Annotated in this window: 14 protein-coding genes and 3 pseudogenes; 7 read left to right on the top strand and 10 right to left on the bottom strand. The window is 70.8% G+C overall.

Annotated elements, in window-relative coordinates:
* Positions 1–113 precede the first annotated feature (113 nt).
* The gene (locus RUTHE_RS01845; RefSeq protein WP_021096537.1) at positions 114–1,391 is read left to right on the top strand and encodes a hemolysin family protein; all 1,278 of its coding nucleotides are present in this window, start codon (positions 114–116) and stop codon (positions 1,389–1,391) included.
* Here the strand turns inward: RUTHE_RS01845 and RUTHE_RS01840 are convergent.
* Both RUTHE_RS01840 and creD read right to left on the bottom strand, forming a co-directional pair.
* Positions 1,375–2,139, bottom strand: coding sequence for a hydroxypyruvate isomerase family protein (locus RUTHE_RS01840; protein ID WP_021096536.1), 765 nt, complete (start codon positions 2,137–2,139; stop codon positions 1,375–1,377). The genes RUTHE_RS01845 and RUTHE_RS01840 overlap by 17 nt on opposite strands.
* Entirely contained in the window at positions 2,136–3,557 is a 1,422-nt protein-coding gene (gene creD / locus RUTHE_RS01835) for a cell envelope integrity protein CreD (RefSeq protein ID WP_021096535.1), read from the bottom strand. The genes RUTHE_RS01840 and creD overlap by 4 nt, the downstream gene beginning before the upstream one ends.
* 203 nt (positions 3,558–3,760) lie before the next feature.
* Between creD and RUTHE_RS18540 the strand changes: the two are divergent.
* Positions 3,761–4,198 (top strand): annotated as a pseudogene (locus tag RUTHE_RS18540) (EamA family transporter); the annotation flags it as partial.
* 178 nt (positions 4,199–4,376) lie between these two features.
* Positions 4,377–4,679 (top strand): EamA family transporter, encoded by a 303-nt coding sequence (locus RUTHE_RS01830; protein WP_021096534.1) that lies wholly within the window; start codon positions 4,377–4,379, stop codon positions 4,677–4,679.
* Positions 4,680–4,687: 8 nt separating this feature from the next.
* Here the strand turns inward: RUTHE_RS01830 and RUTHE_RS18535 are convergent, their stop codons facing one another.
* The 4 genes from RUTHE_RS18535 to RUTHE_RS01815 are packed head-to-tail and all read right to left on the bottom strand — an operon-like array spanning position 4,688 to position 6,460.
* Positions 4,688–5,116: a MauE/DoxX family redox-associated membrane protein gene (locus RUTHE_RS18535; protein ID WP_425413915.1), complete on the bottom strand. Its 429-nt coding sequence runs from the start codon at positions 5,114–5,116 to the stop codon at positions 4,688–4,690.
* Complete coding sequence (locus RUTHE_RS18530) at positions 5,080–5,466, bottom strand: thioredoxin domain-containing protein (protein ID WP_021096532.1); 387 nt, start codon at positions 5,464–5,466, stop codon at positions 5,080–5,082. Before RUTHE_RS18530 ends, RUTHE_RS18535 begins: the two co-directional genes overlap by 37 nt.
* A 20-nt stretch (positions 5,467–5,486) precedes the next feature.
* On the bottom strand, positions 5,487–5,768 hold the full coding sequence (locus RUTHE_RS01820) for a metal-sensitive transcriptional regulator (protein ID WP_021096531.1): 282 nt from the start codon (positions 5,766–5,768) through the stop codon (positions 5,487–5,489).
* Positions 5,732–6,460, bottom strand: a complete 729-nt coding sequence (locus RUTHE_RS01815; protein ID WP_021096530.1) for a DUF1285 domain-containing protein — start codon at positions 6,458–6,460, stop codon at positions 5,732–5,734. Before RUTHE_RS01815 ends, RUTHE_RS01820 begins: the two co-directional genes overlap by 37 nt.
* Positions 6,461–6,625: 165 nt before the next feature.
* Here RUTHE_RS01815 and RUTHE_RS01810 point away from each other — a divergent pair, with 165 nt between their 5' ends.
* From RUTHE_RS01810 to RUTHE_RS01790, 4 genes and pseudogenes are all read left to right on the top strand, one after another.
* Positions 6,626–7,630: an AAA family ATPase gene (locus RUTHE_RS01810; RefSeq protein ID WP_021096529.1), complete on the top strand. Its 1,005-nt coding sequence runs from the start codon at positions 6,626–6,628 to the stop codon at positions 7,628–7,630.
* Positions 7,627–8,502, top strand: a complete 876-nt coding sequence (locus RUTHE_RS01805) for a VWA domain-containing protein (RefSeq protein ID WP_021096528.1) — start codon at positions 7,627–7,629, stop codon at positions 8,500–8,502. The genes RUTHE_RS01810 and RUTHE_RS01805 overlap by 4 nt, the downstream gene beginning before the upstream one ends.
* Positions 8,499–11,334, top strand: a pseudogene (locus tag RUTHE_RS01800) (DUF4159 domain-containing protein). Before RUTHE_RS01805 ends, RUTHE_RS01800 begins: the two are co-directional and overlap by 4 nt.
* A 12-nt stretch (positions 11,335–11,346) precedes the next feature.
* Positions 11,347–13,452: a membrane protein gene (locus tag RUTHE_RS01790; RefSeq protein ID WP_021096525.1), complete on the top strand. Its 2,106-nt coding sequence runs from the start codon at positions 11,347–11,349 to the stop codon at positions 13,450–13,452.
* On the opposite strand, the gene RUTHE_RS01785 is transcribed toward RUTHE_RS01790, so the two are convergent.
* The 4 genes and pseudogenes from RUTHE_RS01785 to leuC form a co-directional block, all read right to left on the bottom strand.
* A complete protein-coding gene (locus RUTHE_RS01785) occupies positions 13,447–14,541 on the bottom strand; it encodes an endonuclease/exonuclease/phosphatase family protein (protein ID WP_021096524.1) in 1,095 nt (364 codons plus the stop codon). The two genes, RUTHE_RS01790 and RUTHE_RS01785, sit on opposite strands and share 6 nt — an antisense overlap.
* 80 nt (positions 14,542–14,621) lie before the next feature.
* Positions 14,622–15,452 carry a hypothetical protein gene (locus tag RUTHE_RS17290; protein WP_040645130.1) on the bottom strand — a complete coding sequence of 277 codons (831 nt, stop codon included), beginning with the start codon at positions 15,450–15,452 and terminating at the stop codon, positions 14,622–14,624.
* Between the two features lie 321 nt (positions 15,453–15,773).
* A complete protein-coding gene (leuD, locus tag RUTHE_RS01775) occupies positions 15,774–16,379 on the bottom strand; it encodes a 3-isopropylmalate dehydratase small subunit (RefSeq protein ID WP_021096522.1) in 606 nt (201 codons plus the stop codon).
* A gap of 258 nt (positions 16,380–16,637) precedes the next feature.
* Positions 16,638–18,060, bottom strand: a pseudogene (gene leuC / locus RUTHE_RS01770) (3-isopropylmalate dehydratase large subunit).
* Positions 18,061–18,337: the final 277 nt, after the last annotated feature.

Genomic DNA, 18,337 nt, shown 5'->3' with positions numbered 1-18,337 from the left:
GCCGTCTTGTCCCGGCCGCATGGGCGCCCTAGGAATCGTCCTGTCCGGCCGCGAGCCGGTCGCCACCGAGAGAGGCACCCCCTGCCACCCCCACCCAGTCCGGGACGACCGCCATGCTGACGGAAGTCCTGATCGTCATTGCGCTGATCCTGCTGAACGGCGCGCTTGCCATGTCCGAACTGGCGGTCGTCTCGGCCCGGCCCGCGCGGCTGAAATCGATGGCCGAATCGGGACGGCGCGGCGCGCAGATCGCCATCGACCTGGCCGCCGATCCGGGGCGCTTCCTCTCGACCGTCCAGATCGGCATCACGCTGGTGGGAATCCTGTCGGGTGCCTTCTCGGGCGCCACGCTGGGCGTGCGGCTGGGGGAATGGCTCGCCGCCCGGGGCGTGCCCGCCGGAACAGCCGGCACCCTGGGCGTGGGCGGCGTGGTCGTCGCCATCACCTATCTTTCGCTGATCCTGGGCGAGCTGGTGCCCAAGCGCCTTGCGCTCAAGAACCCCGAGGGGATTGCCATCCTCGTGGCACCGGTCATGCGCGCCCTTTCGCGCATTGCCGCGCCGGTCGTCTGGGTTCTGGATGCCTCGGGCCGGGCCGTGCTGCGCCTTCTGGGGCAGGCCGAGACCGAACGGGCCGCAGTGACCGAGGAAGAGGTGCGCGTCATCCTCTCCGAGGCGCATGAGGGGGGGGTCATCGAGCCGGGCGAACGCGAGATGCTGTCCGGCGTCATGCGCCTGGCCGACAGGACGGCGCGCGGCCTGATGACACCGCGGCGCGATGTGGAGATGCTCGATGCCGATGCCCCGCAGGAGGTGACGCTCGAGGCGATCCGGCGCTTTGGCCGGCCCCGTCTGCCCGTGCAGGATCCCGCCACCGGAGAGGTCCTGGGCGTGCTCTATGTCGTGGATGCCTTCGCCGCCCTGAGCCGGGGCGAACCGCTCGATCTGCGTCGTCTGATGCGCGAGGTTCCGGTGATCTTCGAAAGCACCGGGGCGCTCGACGTCATCAGCATCCTGCGCAAGGCCCGCAACCATATGGGCCTTGTCTATGACGAATATGGCTCCTTCGAGGGCATCATCACGACCGGCGACATCCTCGAGGCGATCACGGGCGCCTTTGCCGAAGACAATGCCGACGAACCCGCGTTCCACGAACGCGAGGATGGCAGCCTTCTCGTCTCGGGCTGGATGGCGGCCGACGAGTTCTGTGAACGGATGGGCCTGCCTCGCGAGCTTGCCGGAGACTACGAGACGGTGGCGGGGCTGGTGCTGAACCATCTGCACCGGCTCCCCCAGCTTGGCGATCGCGTGGAGGCGGGAGGCTGGCGCTTCGAGGTCGTCGATCTGGATGGACGGCGCATCGACAAGGTGCTGGTCACGAGGGCCGACTGACGGCAGCCAGCCAGCCCAGCCCGTCGGCCGTGCGGGGACCGGCCGGGTGGTATTCCGCCCCCACCCAGCCCGCATAGCCCGCCGCCGCCATCCGCGCGAGCAGCGTGCCCAGCGCGGCGGGATCGGGTTCGCGCCGGCCGGGATGGCCTGCGACCTGGACATGCCGGACATGGGGGGCGACCGCATCCCACGCGGCCAGCACATCCCCGGCGATGGCCGCCGCGTGATGGGAATCGAACTGGAGGCCGAGATTGGGGGCACCGACGGATTCGATCACGGCCAGGGCGGTGTCGAAATCCGCCAGGAAATAGCCCGGCATGTCGGACGGGCTCATCGGCTCGATGGTCAGCGAGAGCGTGGGGGCCGCCGCTGCGGCCCAGGTCAGGTTGCGCAGGAAGGTCTCGCGGGCGGCGGGGCCCTGCGCGAGGCCGGCCATGATGTGCAGATGGGGACTGCCGAAGGTGGCGGCATAGCGGGCGGCGCGGCGGAAATCGTGGCGAAAGCGTTCCTCGGCCCCCGGCACGGCGGCAAAGCCCCGTGCACCCCCGGTGTAGTTGGGCGGCGGGGCGTTCATCGCCACCAGGGGCAGCCCCGTGCGATCGAGGCGCGACAGGATCTCGGGCGCGGGGTGATCGTAGGGAAAGGGGATCTCCACCCCCTGGAAACCCGCGTTGCGTGCCGCCTCGAAGCGGTCGAGAAAGGGCAGTTCGGGAAAGAGCAGGCCGAGATTGGCGGCAAGGCGGATCATCGGGCGGCGGGGGGCGACGCGTCGGGGGGATGGGGCAGCGGCGGGGGCTCTGCGGCCGGGGCGCGAAGACCCCAGCGCCCTCCCTGGCCCCACCAGGTCTCGTTCCGGGTCAGCACCATCGTCACGGCAAGCGCCCCGAAGGCGAGCGTCGTGCCGGCCAGAAGGGCCAGATCGGCCGACCGGAGGATCAGGTAGAGCACGGCATAGAGCGCAAGCAACGCCGCCAGCAGCACGAGCGTGCGCAGCCCCAGCCTGAGCGCCGTGGCCCCGAACAGCACGAGCAGCGCCACCGTCGCCCCCGCGGCGAGGAGATAGGCGGGGGTAAAGCCGATCCGCTCGGCATAGGCGACCATCAGCAGCACGAACAGGGCCTGGGCCAGCCCGATCAGGAGATACTGCACCGGATGGGTCGGCCTGTCGCGCTTCTCGATCAGCAGCACGGTCAGGAAGGTCAGGGCGATGAACAGGATGTTGTAGCGGGCGGCGCGCCAGGCCTTCTGGTAGAAGTCGTTGACCTCGATCAGCGTCACGCCGAAGCGTTCGGCGGCAAGGGGCTGGCCCTGGCCGCGCATCACCTGGGGCAGCGCGCGGGCCAGATGGGGAATGGTCCATTCGGCCTCGAAACCCTGTGCGGAGACGGTCCGGCTGTCGGGCAGGAAGGCGCCGGCGAAGGACGGATCCGGCCAGTCGCCGGACAGGCGCACGGCGCTGACGCGCCCCACGGGGGCGACCTGCATTTCCTGCGCGCCGTTGAGGCGCAGCGACAGGCGCACTTCGGCAAGATCCCGCGCGGCCGCACCGATGGCCGCCTCGATCCCCCCCTCCGGCCGCGAAGTCGCCGAAGCGGGGCCAGGCGGGCCATAGGGCTCGAGCGGCAGCACGACGCCGTCGGCCTCCATGACCGTCTCCCCGCGCAGGCCGGCATTGGCGCCAAGGCCGAAACGCAGCACCGCCTCGTCCCACAGGGCGCGTTCGCCGGGTGCCAGAGCGGCCTCCACGCGAGAGGGGTCGAAGGCTGCACTGACCGCCACATCCGCCACGAAGACGGGAACGGCAAAGAGACCGCGACGGCGCGTCTCGGTCGAGAGGGTGGCAGAAAGGTCGAGCCTCTCGGGCATGAGCAGGACCGGCTCGGCAGGGCCTCGTGCGGCAACGACGACCGGTTCGGCCGCCGGCGCTCCGGCCACGGGATCGGCAGGCGGCTGCGATTCGATGCGCGTGACGGGCCCTTCGACCGGCACGAGCAGGACCGGACCGGCCAGCGTCTGCGGCCCGCCCCATTCGCGGCCCAGCGCGTCGCGCGTCGATTCGGCGGTGTTCGCCCGGTCGAGAACGACCGCACCGGCCAGGAACAGCGGAACCGCCATGAGAAGCGTAAGAAGCCCGACGATCAGGAAACGCGCACCGGCGGACGGCATGGGGACTCCTCTCCCGGATCGGTGCGGAGCATGCCGGGATGAGGGACGAAAGGAAAGCGGGGAGCGCAGCAGCCGACAGGCCCCCCTGCGAGGCCGCGGCGCGGACAGACAGGCGCGTGCCGTTTCCCGGCGTGCCGGCCACCAGGACGGCGTGATAGCCCCCCTCAGATGCGGCGGATGTCCCGCCTGCGCAGAGCCCCGTCATGACTGCCCAGCCGCTTGTCCTTCCCCCCCTGCCTCCCGCCCCGGCAGCCCCCATGGTGCAGGGCAACCTGCTTGCCGCGGCCTCGATGATGGTCTGGGCCGCGGGGTTCCCCGCGCTCGATGCCCTGCTTCTCACCTGGGATCCCCTGGCGCTGGTCGCCGGGCGCTTTGCCATGGCGCTGCTGCTTCTGGTGCCGCTGATGCTCTGGCTCGAGGGGGTGCCGCGCGGCATGCCCTGGGGACGGGCCTTCGCCTTCGGCGGCATCGGCCTGGCAGGGGGATCGATCGCGCTGATCCTTGCCCAGGCGGCGACGGATCCGGTGACGGTCGCTGTCATCGCCTCGGTCACCCCGATCACGGCGGCACTGGTCGAATGGACCTCGGACCGGCGGCGCCTGGCGCGCGGCTTTGCACTGGGCCTGCTGTTCAGCGTCGCCGGAGGCGTCATCGCCACCGCCGGGAGCCGGGCCGCGGGCGGGGATCTCGCGCTCGGGGCGGCGCTGGCTGTCCTGTCCTGCCTCGTCTTCTCCTGGGGGAGCCATCACAGCGTCCGCAGCCTGCCCGGCCAGACGGCCCTGGCGCAGACCGTGGCCACGATGACGGGGGGGGTTGATCGTGGGCCTGGTCGCGCTGGGCGTCTCGGTCGCGCTCGGGCGCGAGGGGCTGCCGGCCGGGGCCTGGTCGCTGCGCGACCTGTCGCTGCTGGCCGTCTATGGCATGGGCGGCATGGCGGCGAGCCAGCTTCTGTTCATCCTCGCCATCCGGCGGATCGGGGTGGGGCTGGCGTCCTTCCACATCAACGGGGCGCCCTTCTATGTCATGCTCATCATGCTGGCCTTCGGCGGGACCTGGTCCTGGATGCAGGTGCTGGGCGCCACCGTGGTCGCCCTTGGGGTGCTGATCGCGCAGCGGCGCTGAGCGGAGGGTCAGACCATGCGCAGGACCATCCAGACCGCCATGCCGATCATCACGAGATTTTCGGTCAGCGAGACAAAGCCCAGCGGCACGTTCGACTGTGCCCCGACACAGGCACAGCGCAGTTCGCGCCGGTCCACATAGACCGCCTTGAACACCGAGATCGCGCCGATGCCGCCGATGAAGAGCGCGACCGGCGCCATCAGCCAGATCGCCGCACCCGCGACCATCAGCAGGCCGACCAGCGCCTCGGCCCAGGGGTAGAGGCGCGCATAGGGCACCCAGCGCTGTGCCAGCAGGTCATAGCCCAGGAAGCCCGTGGCGAATCCCTCGATGTCACGCAGCTTCTGCAGCGCCAGAAGCGCCGTGGCGAAGCCGAGAAAGAGCTGGAGCGTGTGCGCCGTCAGGAGGGCCCCTGCCCCGCCCATGCCCCAGCCCACGCGAGCGCGAGCGCGAGGGCCATGCCGAAGATCGCGATGACCGGCCGGTAGGTCAGCGCCTTCGGATCATGCACGGCCAGACCGAGATGCCGGCGCAAGTCGTCATGGCCGCCGATCCGGATGCCGTCGATCCAGATCTGAGGCGTTGTCGCGACACCCTGTTCGGCCTTGAAGGCATCCGTCTCGGCCCGGCTGCGCAGCGGGTGGTCCTCCACGGTCAGGCCATGGCGGCGCAGCAGATGCAGCGCCTTGAGCCCCGAAGGGCAGACATGTTCGGGCGTGACCATGCGATAGATGACGGCGCGGCGGCCCACCGTCGGGGTCTCGGTCTCCTGGGCGAGGCTGGCCATGGAAATCTCCTTCCGGGGGATCAGCGGCGGGAGCGGTCGAACAGGTCGATCAGCTCGTCGAGCTTGCGTTGCATGGCGGGGGCATCGCCGGCCTCGATGGCCTCGCGGATGCAGGTGGCGGCATGATCGCGCAGGATCTCGGCCTCGGCGCGGGCGAGAGCCGCCTTCACGGCCTGGATCTGGACAAGGATGTCCATGCAGTAGCGATCCTCGGCCACCATGCGGGCGAGCCCCTGCACCTGACCCGCGATCCGGGCCAGGCGTTTCACCTTGGCATCGCGGCGTGCGGGATCACAGGCCATGTCTTGCCCCCTTCATACCCTGTGGGGGTATATGGGAACGCGGCAGCGCCAGTCAAGATACCCCTACGGGGTATCAGGCAGGTCGGCCGCCCGGCTAGAGGGGAAAGAACCGCCCCCTGCGAATGCAGGCCGAGCCAGTCCTCGCCCCGGTGCGGGACGATCGTGGCCATCTCCACGAGGCGGTAGAAGGTCTTGCGGTCGATCCGCGCCTCCAGTCCGCGGCGCACATGGAGATAGGGGCGAGGCTCGCCCGTCTGCGGGTCGATCTCCACACGGATGGCGTTCTGCGGTCCGGCCTCCACCACATCGCCGACATTGGTGGTGAAGACCAGCGTGCCATCCTCGCGCTGTTCCACATCCTGGGCGATGAAGGGCGCGTCCTCGACCTCGATCGAGACCTTCTCGACCGGGGTGACGAGGACATGGCCCTCCGGGTCGCGCCGCAGGATCGAGGCGAAGAGCCGAACGAGAGCGGGACGGCCGATGGGGCTGCCCTGATAGAACCATGTACCGTCGCGGGCGATGCGCAGCCCGATATCGCCGCAATGGGGGGGGTTCCACAGATGGACGGGTGGCGGTCCGCGCCGCCCGGCCGCGGCCGCCGCACGCGCCAACCCCTCGGCCCGTCCGGCGTTCTTGGTCCCGCCGCTTTCCGTCCCGCTACCGGTCATGCGGTCGCTGTCGCTGCCCATCGTCAGATCCCCCTGTCCTGCGGGGGGGACAGGCCATGCCGCCGCAGCGGAGGCGGCAGGGCGGGGCACGCCCCCCCGGCGTTCTCACGCTGCCTTGACTTCCCCATGCCTGCCCCCCCCTCTATCCCTGTCGCGGTAGAGGTAGGGCCGCGCGGAGGGCTTGTCATGACAGAGGCGGATCTTGTCCCGCGCATCGAGGCGCTCGAGGCACGGCTGGCCCAGGCCCGCGAGCAGATCGCGCGCGTCTTCATCGGGCAGGACCGGGTCGTGGACCTCGCCCTGACGGCGCTGCTCTGCGGGGGGCATGCGCTGCTGGTGGGGCTTCCCGGCCTGGGCAAGACGCGGCTTGTGCACACGCTCGGGACGGTCATGGGCCTCGATGCGGCGCGGATCCAGTTCACCCCGGACCTGATGCCCGCCGACATCCTCGGCTCCGAGGTGCTGGAGACCGCTGCCGACGGCACGCGCAGCTTCCGCTTCATCGAGGGACCGGTGTTCTGTCAGCTCCTGATGGCGGACGAGATCAACCGCGCCTCGCCCCGCACGCAGTCCGCGCTGCTTCAGGCCATGCAGGAACAGGAGGTGACGGTGGCCGGCGTCCACCGCCCGCTGGGCCGTCCCTTCCATGTCCTCGCCACCCAGAACCCGATCGAGCAGGAAGGCACCTATCCCCTGCCTGAAGCCCAGCTCGACCGCTTCCTGGTGCAGATCGATGTCCCCTATCCCCCCCGCAGCACCGAGCGGGCCATCCTTCTGGCCACCACCGGCGCCGAGGAGGCCCGGGCCGCCCCGGTCTTCGCCCGTGGCGAGCTGCTCGAGGCGCAGCGCCTGCTGCGGCGGATGCCGGTGGGCGACAGCGTGGTGGAGATGATCCTCGACCTCGTGCGCGGCTGTCGGCCCGGCGGACCGGAGGCCGGTGCCGAGATCAACGCCCATGTCGCCTGGGGGCCGGGGCCGCGCGCGGCGCAGGCGCTCATGCTCGCGGTGCGGGCCGAGGCGCTGATCGGCGGCCGTCTCGCCCCTTCGGCCGAGGATGTCCGCCGTCTCGCCGTGCCGGTGCTTCAACACCGCATGGCGCTGAGCTTTGCCGCCCGGGCCGAGGGGCTCTCGCTGGCCGCCCTGATCGGTCGTGTGGCCGATCATGTCACGCGCGTCGAGGCCGCCGCGTGAGCGCCGCCCCCCAGCTGCGCGCCGGGGCAGAGACGCTGGCCGCGCCCCTGCCGGCCCTGCTGGTCGAGGCAAGCCGCCTCGCCGCAGCGGTGACGCCGGGCGAACATGGCCGGCGCCGCCCGGGACAGGGCAGCGATTTCTGGCAATACCGCCTCGCCCAGCCGGGAGACCCTGCAAGGGCCATCGACTGGCGCCGCTCGGCGCGTTCGGACATGGCCTTCGTGCAGGACAAGGAATGGCAGATCGCCCAGACCGTCACCGTCTGGGCCGACCGCGGGCGCAGCATGGACTTTGCCTCTTCCCCGAAGCTTCCCACCAAGGCACAGCGTGCGCGCCTGCTCGCGATGGCCGCTGCCGTGCTGCTGGTGCGCGGGGGTGAACGGGTCGGCCTGCCGACCGAAGGGCTGGCGGCGCGGCGGGGACCGGGCGCGCTGGCACGGCTGGCAGAGCGGCTGAGCGCCGAGGATCCGGCCGATTATGCCGTGCCCGAAGTCCGGGATCTGCCGCCGCGTTCGCGGGCGTTGTTCATCTCGGACTTCCTGGGCGATCTGCCCGCCATCGAAGGCGCCGTGACCGCCGCCGCGGCCCGGGGCGTCGTCGGCGCGCTGCTGCAGATCCTCGATCCGCAGGAAGAGGCCTTTCCCTTCACCGGCCGCACGATCTTCGAGAGCATCGGCGGCAGCCTGCGCCACGAGACGCTGAAGGCCCGGGACCTGCGCGGGCGCTATCTCGACCGGCTGGCCGCGCGCAAGGCCCGGCTGGCCGACCTCGCCCGGCGAACCGGCTGGCGCCTTGCCACCCATCGCACCGACTCCCCGGCCCTGCGCGGCCTGCTGTGGATCCACGGCGCCCTGGAGCGGCAGAACCGATGAGCCTGCTCGGCCCTCTGGGCTTCACGGCCCCCTGGCTGCTTGTCGGGCTCCTGGCGCTGCCGGTGCTGTGGCTGATCCTGCGCGCAGTCCCCCCCGCGCCCATCCGCCGCCGCTTTCCGGCCGTGACGCTGCTCCTCGGCCTTCAGGACCGCGAGCCCCAGACGGACCGGACGCCCTGGTGGCTTCTGCTGATCCGTCTGCTGGCGGTGGCGGCGGCGATCCTCGCCTTTGCCGGGCCGGTGCTGAACCCGCGCACGGACAGGACCGGATCGGGGCCGCTGCTGATCCTGCTCGATGGGACATGGGCGGATGCGCGCGACTGGGAGATGCGGATGGAGCGGGTCCGCGCCCTGCTGGCCGAGGCCGGACGCGCAGGCCGGCCCGTCGTCGTGACCACCCTGACAGCCCCGCCCGATGCGGGCCTGCCCCCCTTCCGCGACGCAGCCAGCATGGCCGCCGCCCTGCCTGCGATCGTTCCGCAACCCTGGCTTCCCGATGCCGGGGCCCATGCCGCCTGGGCCGCCGCACTGAAGGCCGTCGAAGGCCGCTTCGAGACGGTCTGGCTGTCGGACGGTCTGGCCCGGGACGGGCGCGAGGTCGTCCTGGACGCGGCGCAGGACAAGGGCCCTGTGACCGTGATCCAGCAGCCCCGGACGATCACCGCCCTCCTGCCCCCGGCATGGGAGGACGGGACGATCCGGCTGACCGCCCGCCGCACCCCCACCGGCCCCGCCCTGGAGATGCCCGTGGCCGCCATCGGGCCGGATCCGGCCGGGCTCGAGCGGATCCTGGCCAGCGCGACGCTGATGTTTCCGGCCGGTGCCGGCGAGGCCAGCGTCGATCTCGCCCTGCCGGCCGAGCTGCGCAACCGCGTGACACGCTTCGCCCTGACGGGTCAGCGATCGGCCGGCGCCGTGACCCTGACCGCCGACACCCTGCGCCGGCGCGAGGTCGGCCTTGTCGCCGGGGATGGCGGAGGGGCCGAACGGCTCGATCTGCTCTCGCCGCTCCATTACCTGCGCGAAGCGCTGGCCCCCGATGCCGATCTGGTGGAAGGGACGCTGGCCGATGTCGTCGCGGCCAATCCCGATGCGATCATCCTGGCCGATGTGGCGACCCTGGCCGAAGGCGAGCGCGAGAGGCTCATCGCCTGGGTCGAGGCCGGAGGCACGCTGCTGCGCTTTGCGGGGCCGCGGCTGGCCGCCACAGACCCGTCACGGCTCGAGGAGGATCCGCTGCTGCCTGTCCGGCTGCGGGCAGGCGGTCGCATGGTGGGCGGAGCGATGTCCTGGGGCGAACCGCGGAGCCTGGCCCCCTTCGCGGAGGACTCGCCCTTCTTCGGCCTGCCCGTGCCGCCGGATGTGACCGTCAGCGCGCAGGTCATCGCCCAGCCCGATCCGACATTGGCCGGGCGCGCGATCGCCCAGCTTCAGGACGGCACGCCGCTGGTGACGCGAAAATCCCTGGGCGAAGGACAGGTGGTGCTGTTCCATGTCACCGCCAATCCGGACTGGAGCACCCTGCCCCTGTCCGGCCTGTTCGTGCAGATGCTGGAGCGGCTGGCCGTCTCGGCCCGCAGTGCCCCCCCGACCGCCGAGGAACTGGCCGGCACGATCTGGGTGCCGCAGGCGGCGCTGGATGCCTGGGGGGAGCTCAGCCCGCTCGACACCCGTCCGGGCATCCCCGGCGAGCGGCTGGCCGAAGGGCAGGCAGGGCCGGACCTGCCGCCGGGTCTCTATGCCGACGGCGCGCGCAGCCTGGCCGTCAATGCGGTGGATGCGGACATCGTGCTGGCGCCCGCGCAATGGCCCGCGTCGGTCCCTGTCGAAGGGCTGACGGTCGCGCGGGAGATCGATCTGAAGGGGCCGCTTCTGGCCCTCGCGCTGCTGCTTCTGGCGGCCGATGCCGTCGCCTCCCTGGCCCTGTCGGGGCGGCTGAGGGGGCCGCGGCAGAGCCTCGCGGCGCTGCTGCTGCCGGGGCTTCTGCTGCCGGGGCTTCTGCTGCCGGGGCTGCCCGTCCGCGCCCAGGAGGCGGCCCCGCCCCCCGGTCGCCCCCCACTGCCCCGATCCGGAGGCGGATGCCTTTGCCCTGGCGGCCACCTCCGATGTGGTGCTGGCCCATGTCCTGACAGGCGATCCGGAGGTGGACCGGATCGCGCAGGCGGGGCTGCGCGGCCTGTCTCAGGCGCTCTGGCAGCGGACCGCCGTGGAACCCGCCGAACCGATGGGCGTGGATATCGAAAGGGACGAGCTGTCCTTTTTCCCCCTGCTCTACTGGCCGATCACGCCACAGACCCCGATCCCCTCGCGCGAGGCCTATGCAAAGCTCAACCGCTATCTCGCCACGGGGGGCATGATCCTGTTCGACACCCGCGATGCCGGCATCGCCGGTCTGGGCGCCTCCACACCCGAAGGGCGCAGGCTCCAGGCCATCGCGCGGGGGCTTGATGTGCCGCCCCTCGAACCGCTGCCGCCCGATCATGTGCTGACGCGGACCTTCTATCTCATCCGCGAGTTTCCCGGCCGCCATGCCAGCCCCGAGATCTGGGTCGAGGCCGCCCCGCCCGATGCCGAGCTGGCCGAAGGAATGCCCTTCCGCGCGCTCAATGACGGGGTGACGCCGGTGGTGATCGGCGGCAACGACTGGGCAGCAGCCTGGGCCGTGGACGAATGGGGTGCCCCCCTCATGCCCGTCGGGCGGGGCCTGGCGGGCGAACGGCAGCGCGAATATGCGCTGCGCTTCGGCATCAATCTCGTGATGCATGTGCTGACGGGCAACTACAAGTCGGATCAGGTCCATGTGCCTGCCCTGCTCGAGCGGCTGGGCCAGTGAGGGCATGAACGCATGACCGTTGCAGAGCGCTTGATCCTCGATCCGCTGCTGCCCTGGCCCTGGATCGGGGTCATCGCGGTGCTGGCCACCCTCGCGGCGGGGCTGGCGCTGTGGCGGGGCCTGCGGGGCTGGTGGCTGCGAGCCCTGGCCGCGGCAAGCCTGACCCTGGCGCTGCTCGGACCCGCCATCGAGGAGGAACGGCGCCAGCCGTTGACGGACATCGTCCTCGCTGTCGTGGACGAGAGCGCATCCCAGCGCCTCGGCGATCGTCCCGCACAGAGCGAGGCCGCGCTCGAGGCCCTGCGGGCCGAGATCGCGCAGCGGCCGGGAACCGAATTGCGCGTGGCGCGCCTGCCCGATGCAGAGGGCGAAGGCGGCACCTTCCTGATGCGCGCCCTGGCCGAGGCCCTGGCCGCAGAACCGCCGGGCCGGATCGCCGCGGTGGTGCTGATCACCGACGGGCAGGTCCATGACATGAGTGCCCTGCCCGCCCTGCCGGCCCCCCTGCATGCCCTGATCACGGGCCGCGCAGACGACTGGGATCGCCGCCTCATCCTGCGCAATGCCCCGGCCTTCGCCATCCTGGGAGAGGAGATCACCCTCACGCTGCGAATCGAGGATCAGGGCGCGGCCCCCGGTGCCGAGCTGGTCCCTCTCACCATCGCCGTGGATGGGGGTGAACCCTTGCATTTCGAGGTGCCGGTCGGGCGGGACATGGACCTGCCTCTGGTGCTGCCTCATGGGGGCATGAACACCCTCCGCTTCGAGACACCCCCTGCACCGGGCGAGCTGACAGACCGCAACAATGCCGCCATCGTCCAGATCAACGGCGTGCGCGACAGGCTGCGCGTGCTGCTCGTCTCCGGCGAGCCGCATCCGGGCGAACGGACCTGGCGCAACCTGCTGAAATCCGACGCGAGCGTGGACCTCGTGCATTTCACCATCCTGCGCCCGCCCGAGAAGCAGGACGGAGTGCCGGTGGACGAACTCTCGCTCATCGCCTTCCCCACGCGCGAGCTGTTCGTCGAACGCCTCGAGGATTTCGACCTCGTAATCTTCGACCGCTACCGGCGGCGGGGCATCCTGCCCAACGAATATCTTCAGAACGTCGCCGATTATGTCATGCGGGGGGGCGCGGTGCTCGTCTCGGCCGGGCCGGAATATGGCGGGGTCGAATCCGTCTACCGCTCTCCGCTTGGCGCGGTTCTGCCGGGGGCTCCCACCGCACGGGTGCTGGAGGAGGGCTATGTCCCCCGCCTCTCCGGAACGGGAGAGCGTCACCCCGTCACCGAGGGACTGCCCGCCTTCGCCCCGCGCCCGCCGGCAGAGGACGGCACGCCCGGCTGGGGGCGCTGGTTCCGCCTCGTGGAGGTGATCCCGGATCCACGTGCACAGGTCGTCATGGAAGGGCCGCAGGGACGGCCGCTGCTGCTGTTGTCCCATGTCGGCGAGGGGAGGACGGCCCTGCTCGCCTCCGACCATGCCTGGCTGTGGGACAGGGGATTCGAAGGCGGTGGCCCCCAGCTCGAGCTGCTGCGCCGCCTGGCGCACTGGCTCATGAAGGAGCCGGAGCTGGAGGAGGAGGCCCTCTGGGCCGAGGTGCAGGGGCAGACGCTGCGCATCATCCGCCGCACCCTGGCCGATGAGGCCGGCCCCGTCACCGTGACCGCACCCGACGGGACGGAGACGGTCCTGACGCTCGACCCCGTCAGTCCGGGTCGCTACGAGACCCAGTGGACCGCGCCCGAAACGGGCCTCTACCGTCTGACCGACGGAGAGCATGACGCTGTCGTCGCCATCGGCCCCGCCGCCCCGCGCGAATTCGAGGCCACGATCGCCACGGGCGACATCCTGGCCCCTGCCGTGGAGCAGACGAGGGGCGGCCTGCTGCGCATCGAGGACGGCCTGCCCGATCTGCGCGAGGTGCGCGAGGGCCGCCCCGCCGCGGGGCGCGGCTGGATCGGCCTGATCCCGCGTGAGGCCCATCTTGTCACCGATCTGCGCATCTCGCCGCTGCTGCCGGCCTGGGCCTGGCTGCTGATCGCCTCGATACTGATCCTCGGGGCCTGGCTGCGCGAGGGACGGCGTCAGGGCCGCCCCCCGGCACGCGCCTCATGACCCTGAGACGATGCCGATATCGCTGCCGCTCCCTGCGGGGGGACCCTGGCGGTCGGGCAGGGCCGGCCCTGCAGATCGTGCCGCCGCCGGACGAGTCAGATCGACCCAGACCGGCCGGTGCGGACCGGCCGTGGCAAGATCATCGGCAAGGGCCTGCCCCGGCAGGGGCCAGAGCACGCCGGCCGCCTCGATCTGCCAGCCCGCCGAAGGCAGGACATAGCTGACGCGCAGATTGCCCGGCCCCCCTTCCGCTGCGGCATCCCAGTCGGCGGTATCGAGAGCCGGATCGCCCGCCTGCCCCGGATCGGCATCGGCCGCGCCCCCGGGGGAGATGGGGCGGGGATCTTGCAGCCGCGGATCGGCCAGCAGCGCGGCAATCGCCTCTCGGGGGCCCTCGCCATCGGCGGGATCGAGATTCGCCAGCCCCATCAGCACGAAGTCCTTCTCCGGCGGGGGGCCGAACGCACCATCGAGCAGCTGCAGCCAGAAGGCCGCCTCATCGCCCGCGCGACGTCCGTTGCGGTCCTCCGGCCCGTCGAAGACCGGCGGGGTTGCGGCCCAGGCCATCACCGTGACCGTCCCGCCCGGCGCCTCGACCGGAACGACCCAATGCCCCGTCGAGGACAGCCGCTGGATGGCCTGCGCCTCCTCCGAGGGGAATGGCGTGCCGTCCTCTCGGACCGGCAGATGGGCGCCGGGCAGATCGCGCCAGAGCAGGGCAGAGAAGTCGCGCACCTCGCCCAAGGGCCAGCGGGAGAGCAGGGCCATCGCCCCATCCCCCGCGAAACGCCCATAGCCCTGCGCATCGCGGGGCCCGCCCTCCTGTCCGTCGCCATCCAGATCGAGCCCCGTCTCCAGGCCCGCATTGGAGGGAGGTGCGAAGCGATGAGGATAGGCCACCCCGGCCGCCGCCAGCCTTTCGGCGAAGGCGGCCAGGGCCACCCCGTCATGATCCCAGTCGAAGGCGGTCAGCAGGAGGATGTCGGGCTTGAGCGCCGCGATGACACGCAGCGCCGCCGCGATCTGCGGATCCTCTCCCTTCAGGATGTCGCGAAGCAGAAGACCGGGGCCGTCGCGACCCAGATCCACACTCCAGACGGCGAGGCGGAGCCTTTCGGCCGGCGTGGCCTGTGCCGCCAGGCCGAGCGCGGCGGCCAGGGCGAGGCCGATCAGGCGGCCTGCCAGACGCTCCCGTCCTCCGCCTCCGCCGGGCCGGCGGCGCGGGCGATCGCAATGCGATGGGCCACCCGCAGAAGCGCGAGGGCGCGCATCGCGAAGCTTGCCGGAACGAAAGCCCATGCCGTCACCATCCAGACCAGTGTCGCCGGTTCGGTCACCGCCCCGATGCCCAGAGCCCCTGCCAGCAGCGGCAGCAGGAAGGGCAGCAGGATCCCCAGGGCGAGATTGGCAAGAGCCACACGCTGGAGGCGGTCCACCACATCGCCGCCAGCGGTCGGATCGAACTGGGGAAGATTGATCCAGACATTGAAATCCTGCCGCTCGAGCCAGCCGCGCAGGTGCATCATCGTCGCAAAGGCCACCACGGTCGAGACACCGACGGCCAGGGTCGCGGCGGCCGCCGCCCGCAGCGGGCGCAGGGCGCTTTCGGCCGCCTCCGGGGCAAGGGCCAGGACGGCCAGACGCACGGGCGAGCCGGGGAAGTCGAGCAGTGCCCCCAGACGATCGCTCAAGGCCCGCAGCAGCAGGCTCAGCGTCGCCCGGTCCCCTTCGCCGCGGAGCATCAGGGCCGCCAGCAGCAGCATCGCGAACAGCGCGACAACCTTCATGCGGTTGTAGGGCGGGGCATCGCGGAACTCCACCAGCGAGGGCGCAGCAGAGGCGTATTCGCTGAAGGTAAAGAGCGCGGCCATCAGCGCAAACAGCGTCACGAGCTGCGCTCCATCCGGCGCTGCGGCGCCCAGGGCAAGCTGCGGAGCCGCGACCAGCGATGCCATGACCGCTGCGCGGACGGACGCCCCCGCCACGCGCGGCAGAACCATGCGCGAGATCATTGCCTACCACCCGATCTGGCCAGGCCGGTGCGTGTCACCCGCCCCTTGTCCCGGCCGAAAGCCGCCGATGCCCGGCGGCGTGCCTCAATCTTGCCCTGATCCTGCCCCGCCTCTGCCTTTCCCGCAAGGCTCTGCCCGGACCGCCTGCAGCGGATCCCCGAGATTCCCGCAGAGCGTGGCGGCTCTGCCACCCCAATCGTCTCAGATCAGCAGGTTGCCGGCTGTCCTTCAGACGCTGTCTCAACTGTCCGAGGGTATCCCCCCCTCGCGTGAGGGGGGGCGAATCGGTCTTGCGGATCGATTCCCCTCTCAGACCCAGGGGCGGGTCTGCGCGACCTTGGCCTCATAAGCCGAGATGGCCGCGGCCTTCTCCAGCGTCAGGCCGATATCGTCGAGACCGTTGAGCAGGCAGTGCTTGCGGAAGGCGTCGATCTCGAAGCGGATCACCTGTCCATCCGACAGGGTGATGGTCTGATTCTCGAGATTCACTTCCATCCGGGCGTTGGCGCCCTTTTCGGCATCCCGCATGCAGAGATCGCGCTCGGCCTCGGGCAGGACGATCGGCAGAATCCCGTTCTTGAAGCAGTTGTTGTAGAAGATGTCGGCGAAGCTGGTCGAGATCACGCAGCGGATTCCGAAATCGAGCAGCGCCCAGGGGGCATGCTCGCGCGAGGAGCCGCAGCCGAAATTGTCCCCCGTCACGAGGATCTGTGCATTCCGCCAGGCCGGCTTGTTGAGCACGAAGTCGGGGTTCTCCGTCCCGTCGGGGAAATAGCGCAGCTCGTCGAACAGGTTCTTCCCCAGCCCCGACCGCTTGATGGTCTTGAGGAACTGCTTGGGGATGATCATGTCGGTGTCGATATTGACCAGCGGCATGGGTGCCGCGATGCCGGTCAGGGTCGTGAACTTGTCCATTTCCGTCGTCCGTCAGGCATGAGGGGCTGAACCAGCCGGACGCGACAGGCGTCCTGTCGCCCGGCTGGCGGTTCGGGGAAGAGGTCTGCGGGCCGGGCCCGGCCCGGTCCCGCAGGAGGCGCGGTTCCGCGTCAGGGCCCCCGAAGCCGGGGGCGATCCCGGACAGGGCGGAGCAATCCGGCCGGGCGGCTCTCCCACGTTGCAGGCGCCGGCCGGGAGGCGGATCCCCCGGGCCGCCGACCTGCCGGGCAGTCGGCATCAGACCGTCTCGGCCATCAGCTCGCGCACATCCGTGAGCCGCCCGGTCACGGCCGCGGCGGCGGCCATGGCGGGGCTCATCAGATGGGTGCGGCCGCCGCGGCCCTGCCGCCCTCGAAATTGCGGTTCGAGGTGGAGGCGCAGCGCTCTCCGGGCGAGAGCTGGTCGGGATTCATGGCCAGGCACATGGAACAGCCCGCAAGCCGCCATTCGAAGCCCGCCTCCTTGAAGATGCGGTCCAGCCCCTCTTCCTCGGCCTGGGCGCGGACAAGGCCCGACCCCGGCACGACCATCGCCCGCTTCACCGCGATCTTGCGGCCCTTCAGGATCGCGGCGGCGGCGCGCAGATCCTCGATCCGGCCGTTGGTGCAGGATCCGATGAACACCGTGTCGATGCGGATGTCCTGCAGCCGCGTCCCCGGCTCGAGCCCCATGTATTCGAGCGCGCGGCGCGCGGCCTCGACCTTGCCGCCCGAGAACTCCTCGGGATGGGGCACGACGCCGGTGATGGGCAGGACATCCTCGGGGCTTGTTCCCCATGTGACGACGGGGGCGATGTCCTCGCCGCGGATCGTCACGACCTTGTCCCAATGCGCGTCCGGATCGCTGTAGAGCGTGCGCCACCAGGCCATGGCGGCCTCCCACATCGCGCCCTTGGGCGCATGGGGGCGGCCCTTGATGTATTCGAAGGTCTTCTCGTCCGGGGCGATGAGGCCGGCGCGCGCGCCCCCTCGATCGCCATGTTGCAGACGGTCATCCGGCCTTCCATGGACAGGGAGCGGATGACATCCCCCATGTATTCGATGACATAGCCGGTGCCGCCCGCGGTTCCGGTATGACCGATGATCGACAGAGTCACGTCCTTGGCGGTCACGCCGGGGCCGAGGCTCCCGGTGATCTCCACCTTCATGTTCTTCGACTTCTTCTGGATCAGCGTCTGGGTGGCCAAGACATGCTCCACCTCGGATGTGCCGATCCCGTGCGCCAGAGCACCGAAGGCCCCATGCGTGGCGGTATGGCTGTCCCCGCAGACCACCGTCATGCCGGGCAGGGTCCAGCCCTGCTCGGGCCCGACGATATGCACGATGCCCTGCCGGATGTCGCTGACCGGGTAGTAGTGGATGCCGAACTCGCGCGCATTGCGGTCGAGCGCCTCGACCTGGATGCGGCTTTCCTCGTTGTCGATGCGCAGCTCGCGGCCCGGGGTGGTGGGCACGTTGTGATCGGGAACCGCGATCGTCTTCTCCGGCGCGCGCACCTTTCGGCCGGCCATCCGCAGCCCCTCGAAGGCCTGCGGGCTGGTCACCTCGTGCACGAGATGGCGATCGATATAGAGCAGCGACGTACCGTCGGGCTGCTCGTCCACGAGATGCGCATCCCAGATCTTGTCATAGAGGGTGCGGGGCTTGGAGGGGTTGGACATGGGTCCTCTCCGGCTGGCGATTGGGAAACAGGGCGTCTGGAACAGGGGATGGGGCGCCTCATGGCGCCGGCCCGAAGGCGGGCAATCAATGCATCAGAGCTGGGCGCGAACGCCCCGGAAGGCCCCGAAGAACCGCCAGGGGAGCCTTTCCCGGTCGCCGATGTCGAAGACGCGAGTCATGATGTGGCGCATACACCACCCGAGGCCCTGCATCAAGCCGAACACCTCCCTCGGCGACCCTTGCCTCCAGCGGAGCGAGGCTCCAGATGAGGCCGCA

Source organism: Rubellimicrobium thermophilum DSM 16684 (genome assembly GCF_000442315.1).
GTDB lineage: Bacteria > Pseudomonadota > Alphaproteobacteria > Rhodobacterales > Rhodobacteraceae > Rubellimicrobium > Rubellimicrobium thermophilum.
This window is presented reverse-complemented; position numbering and strand designations above follow the sequence as displayed.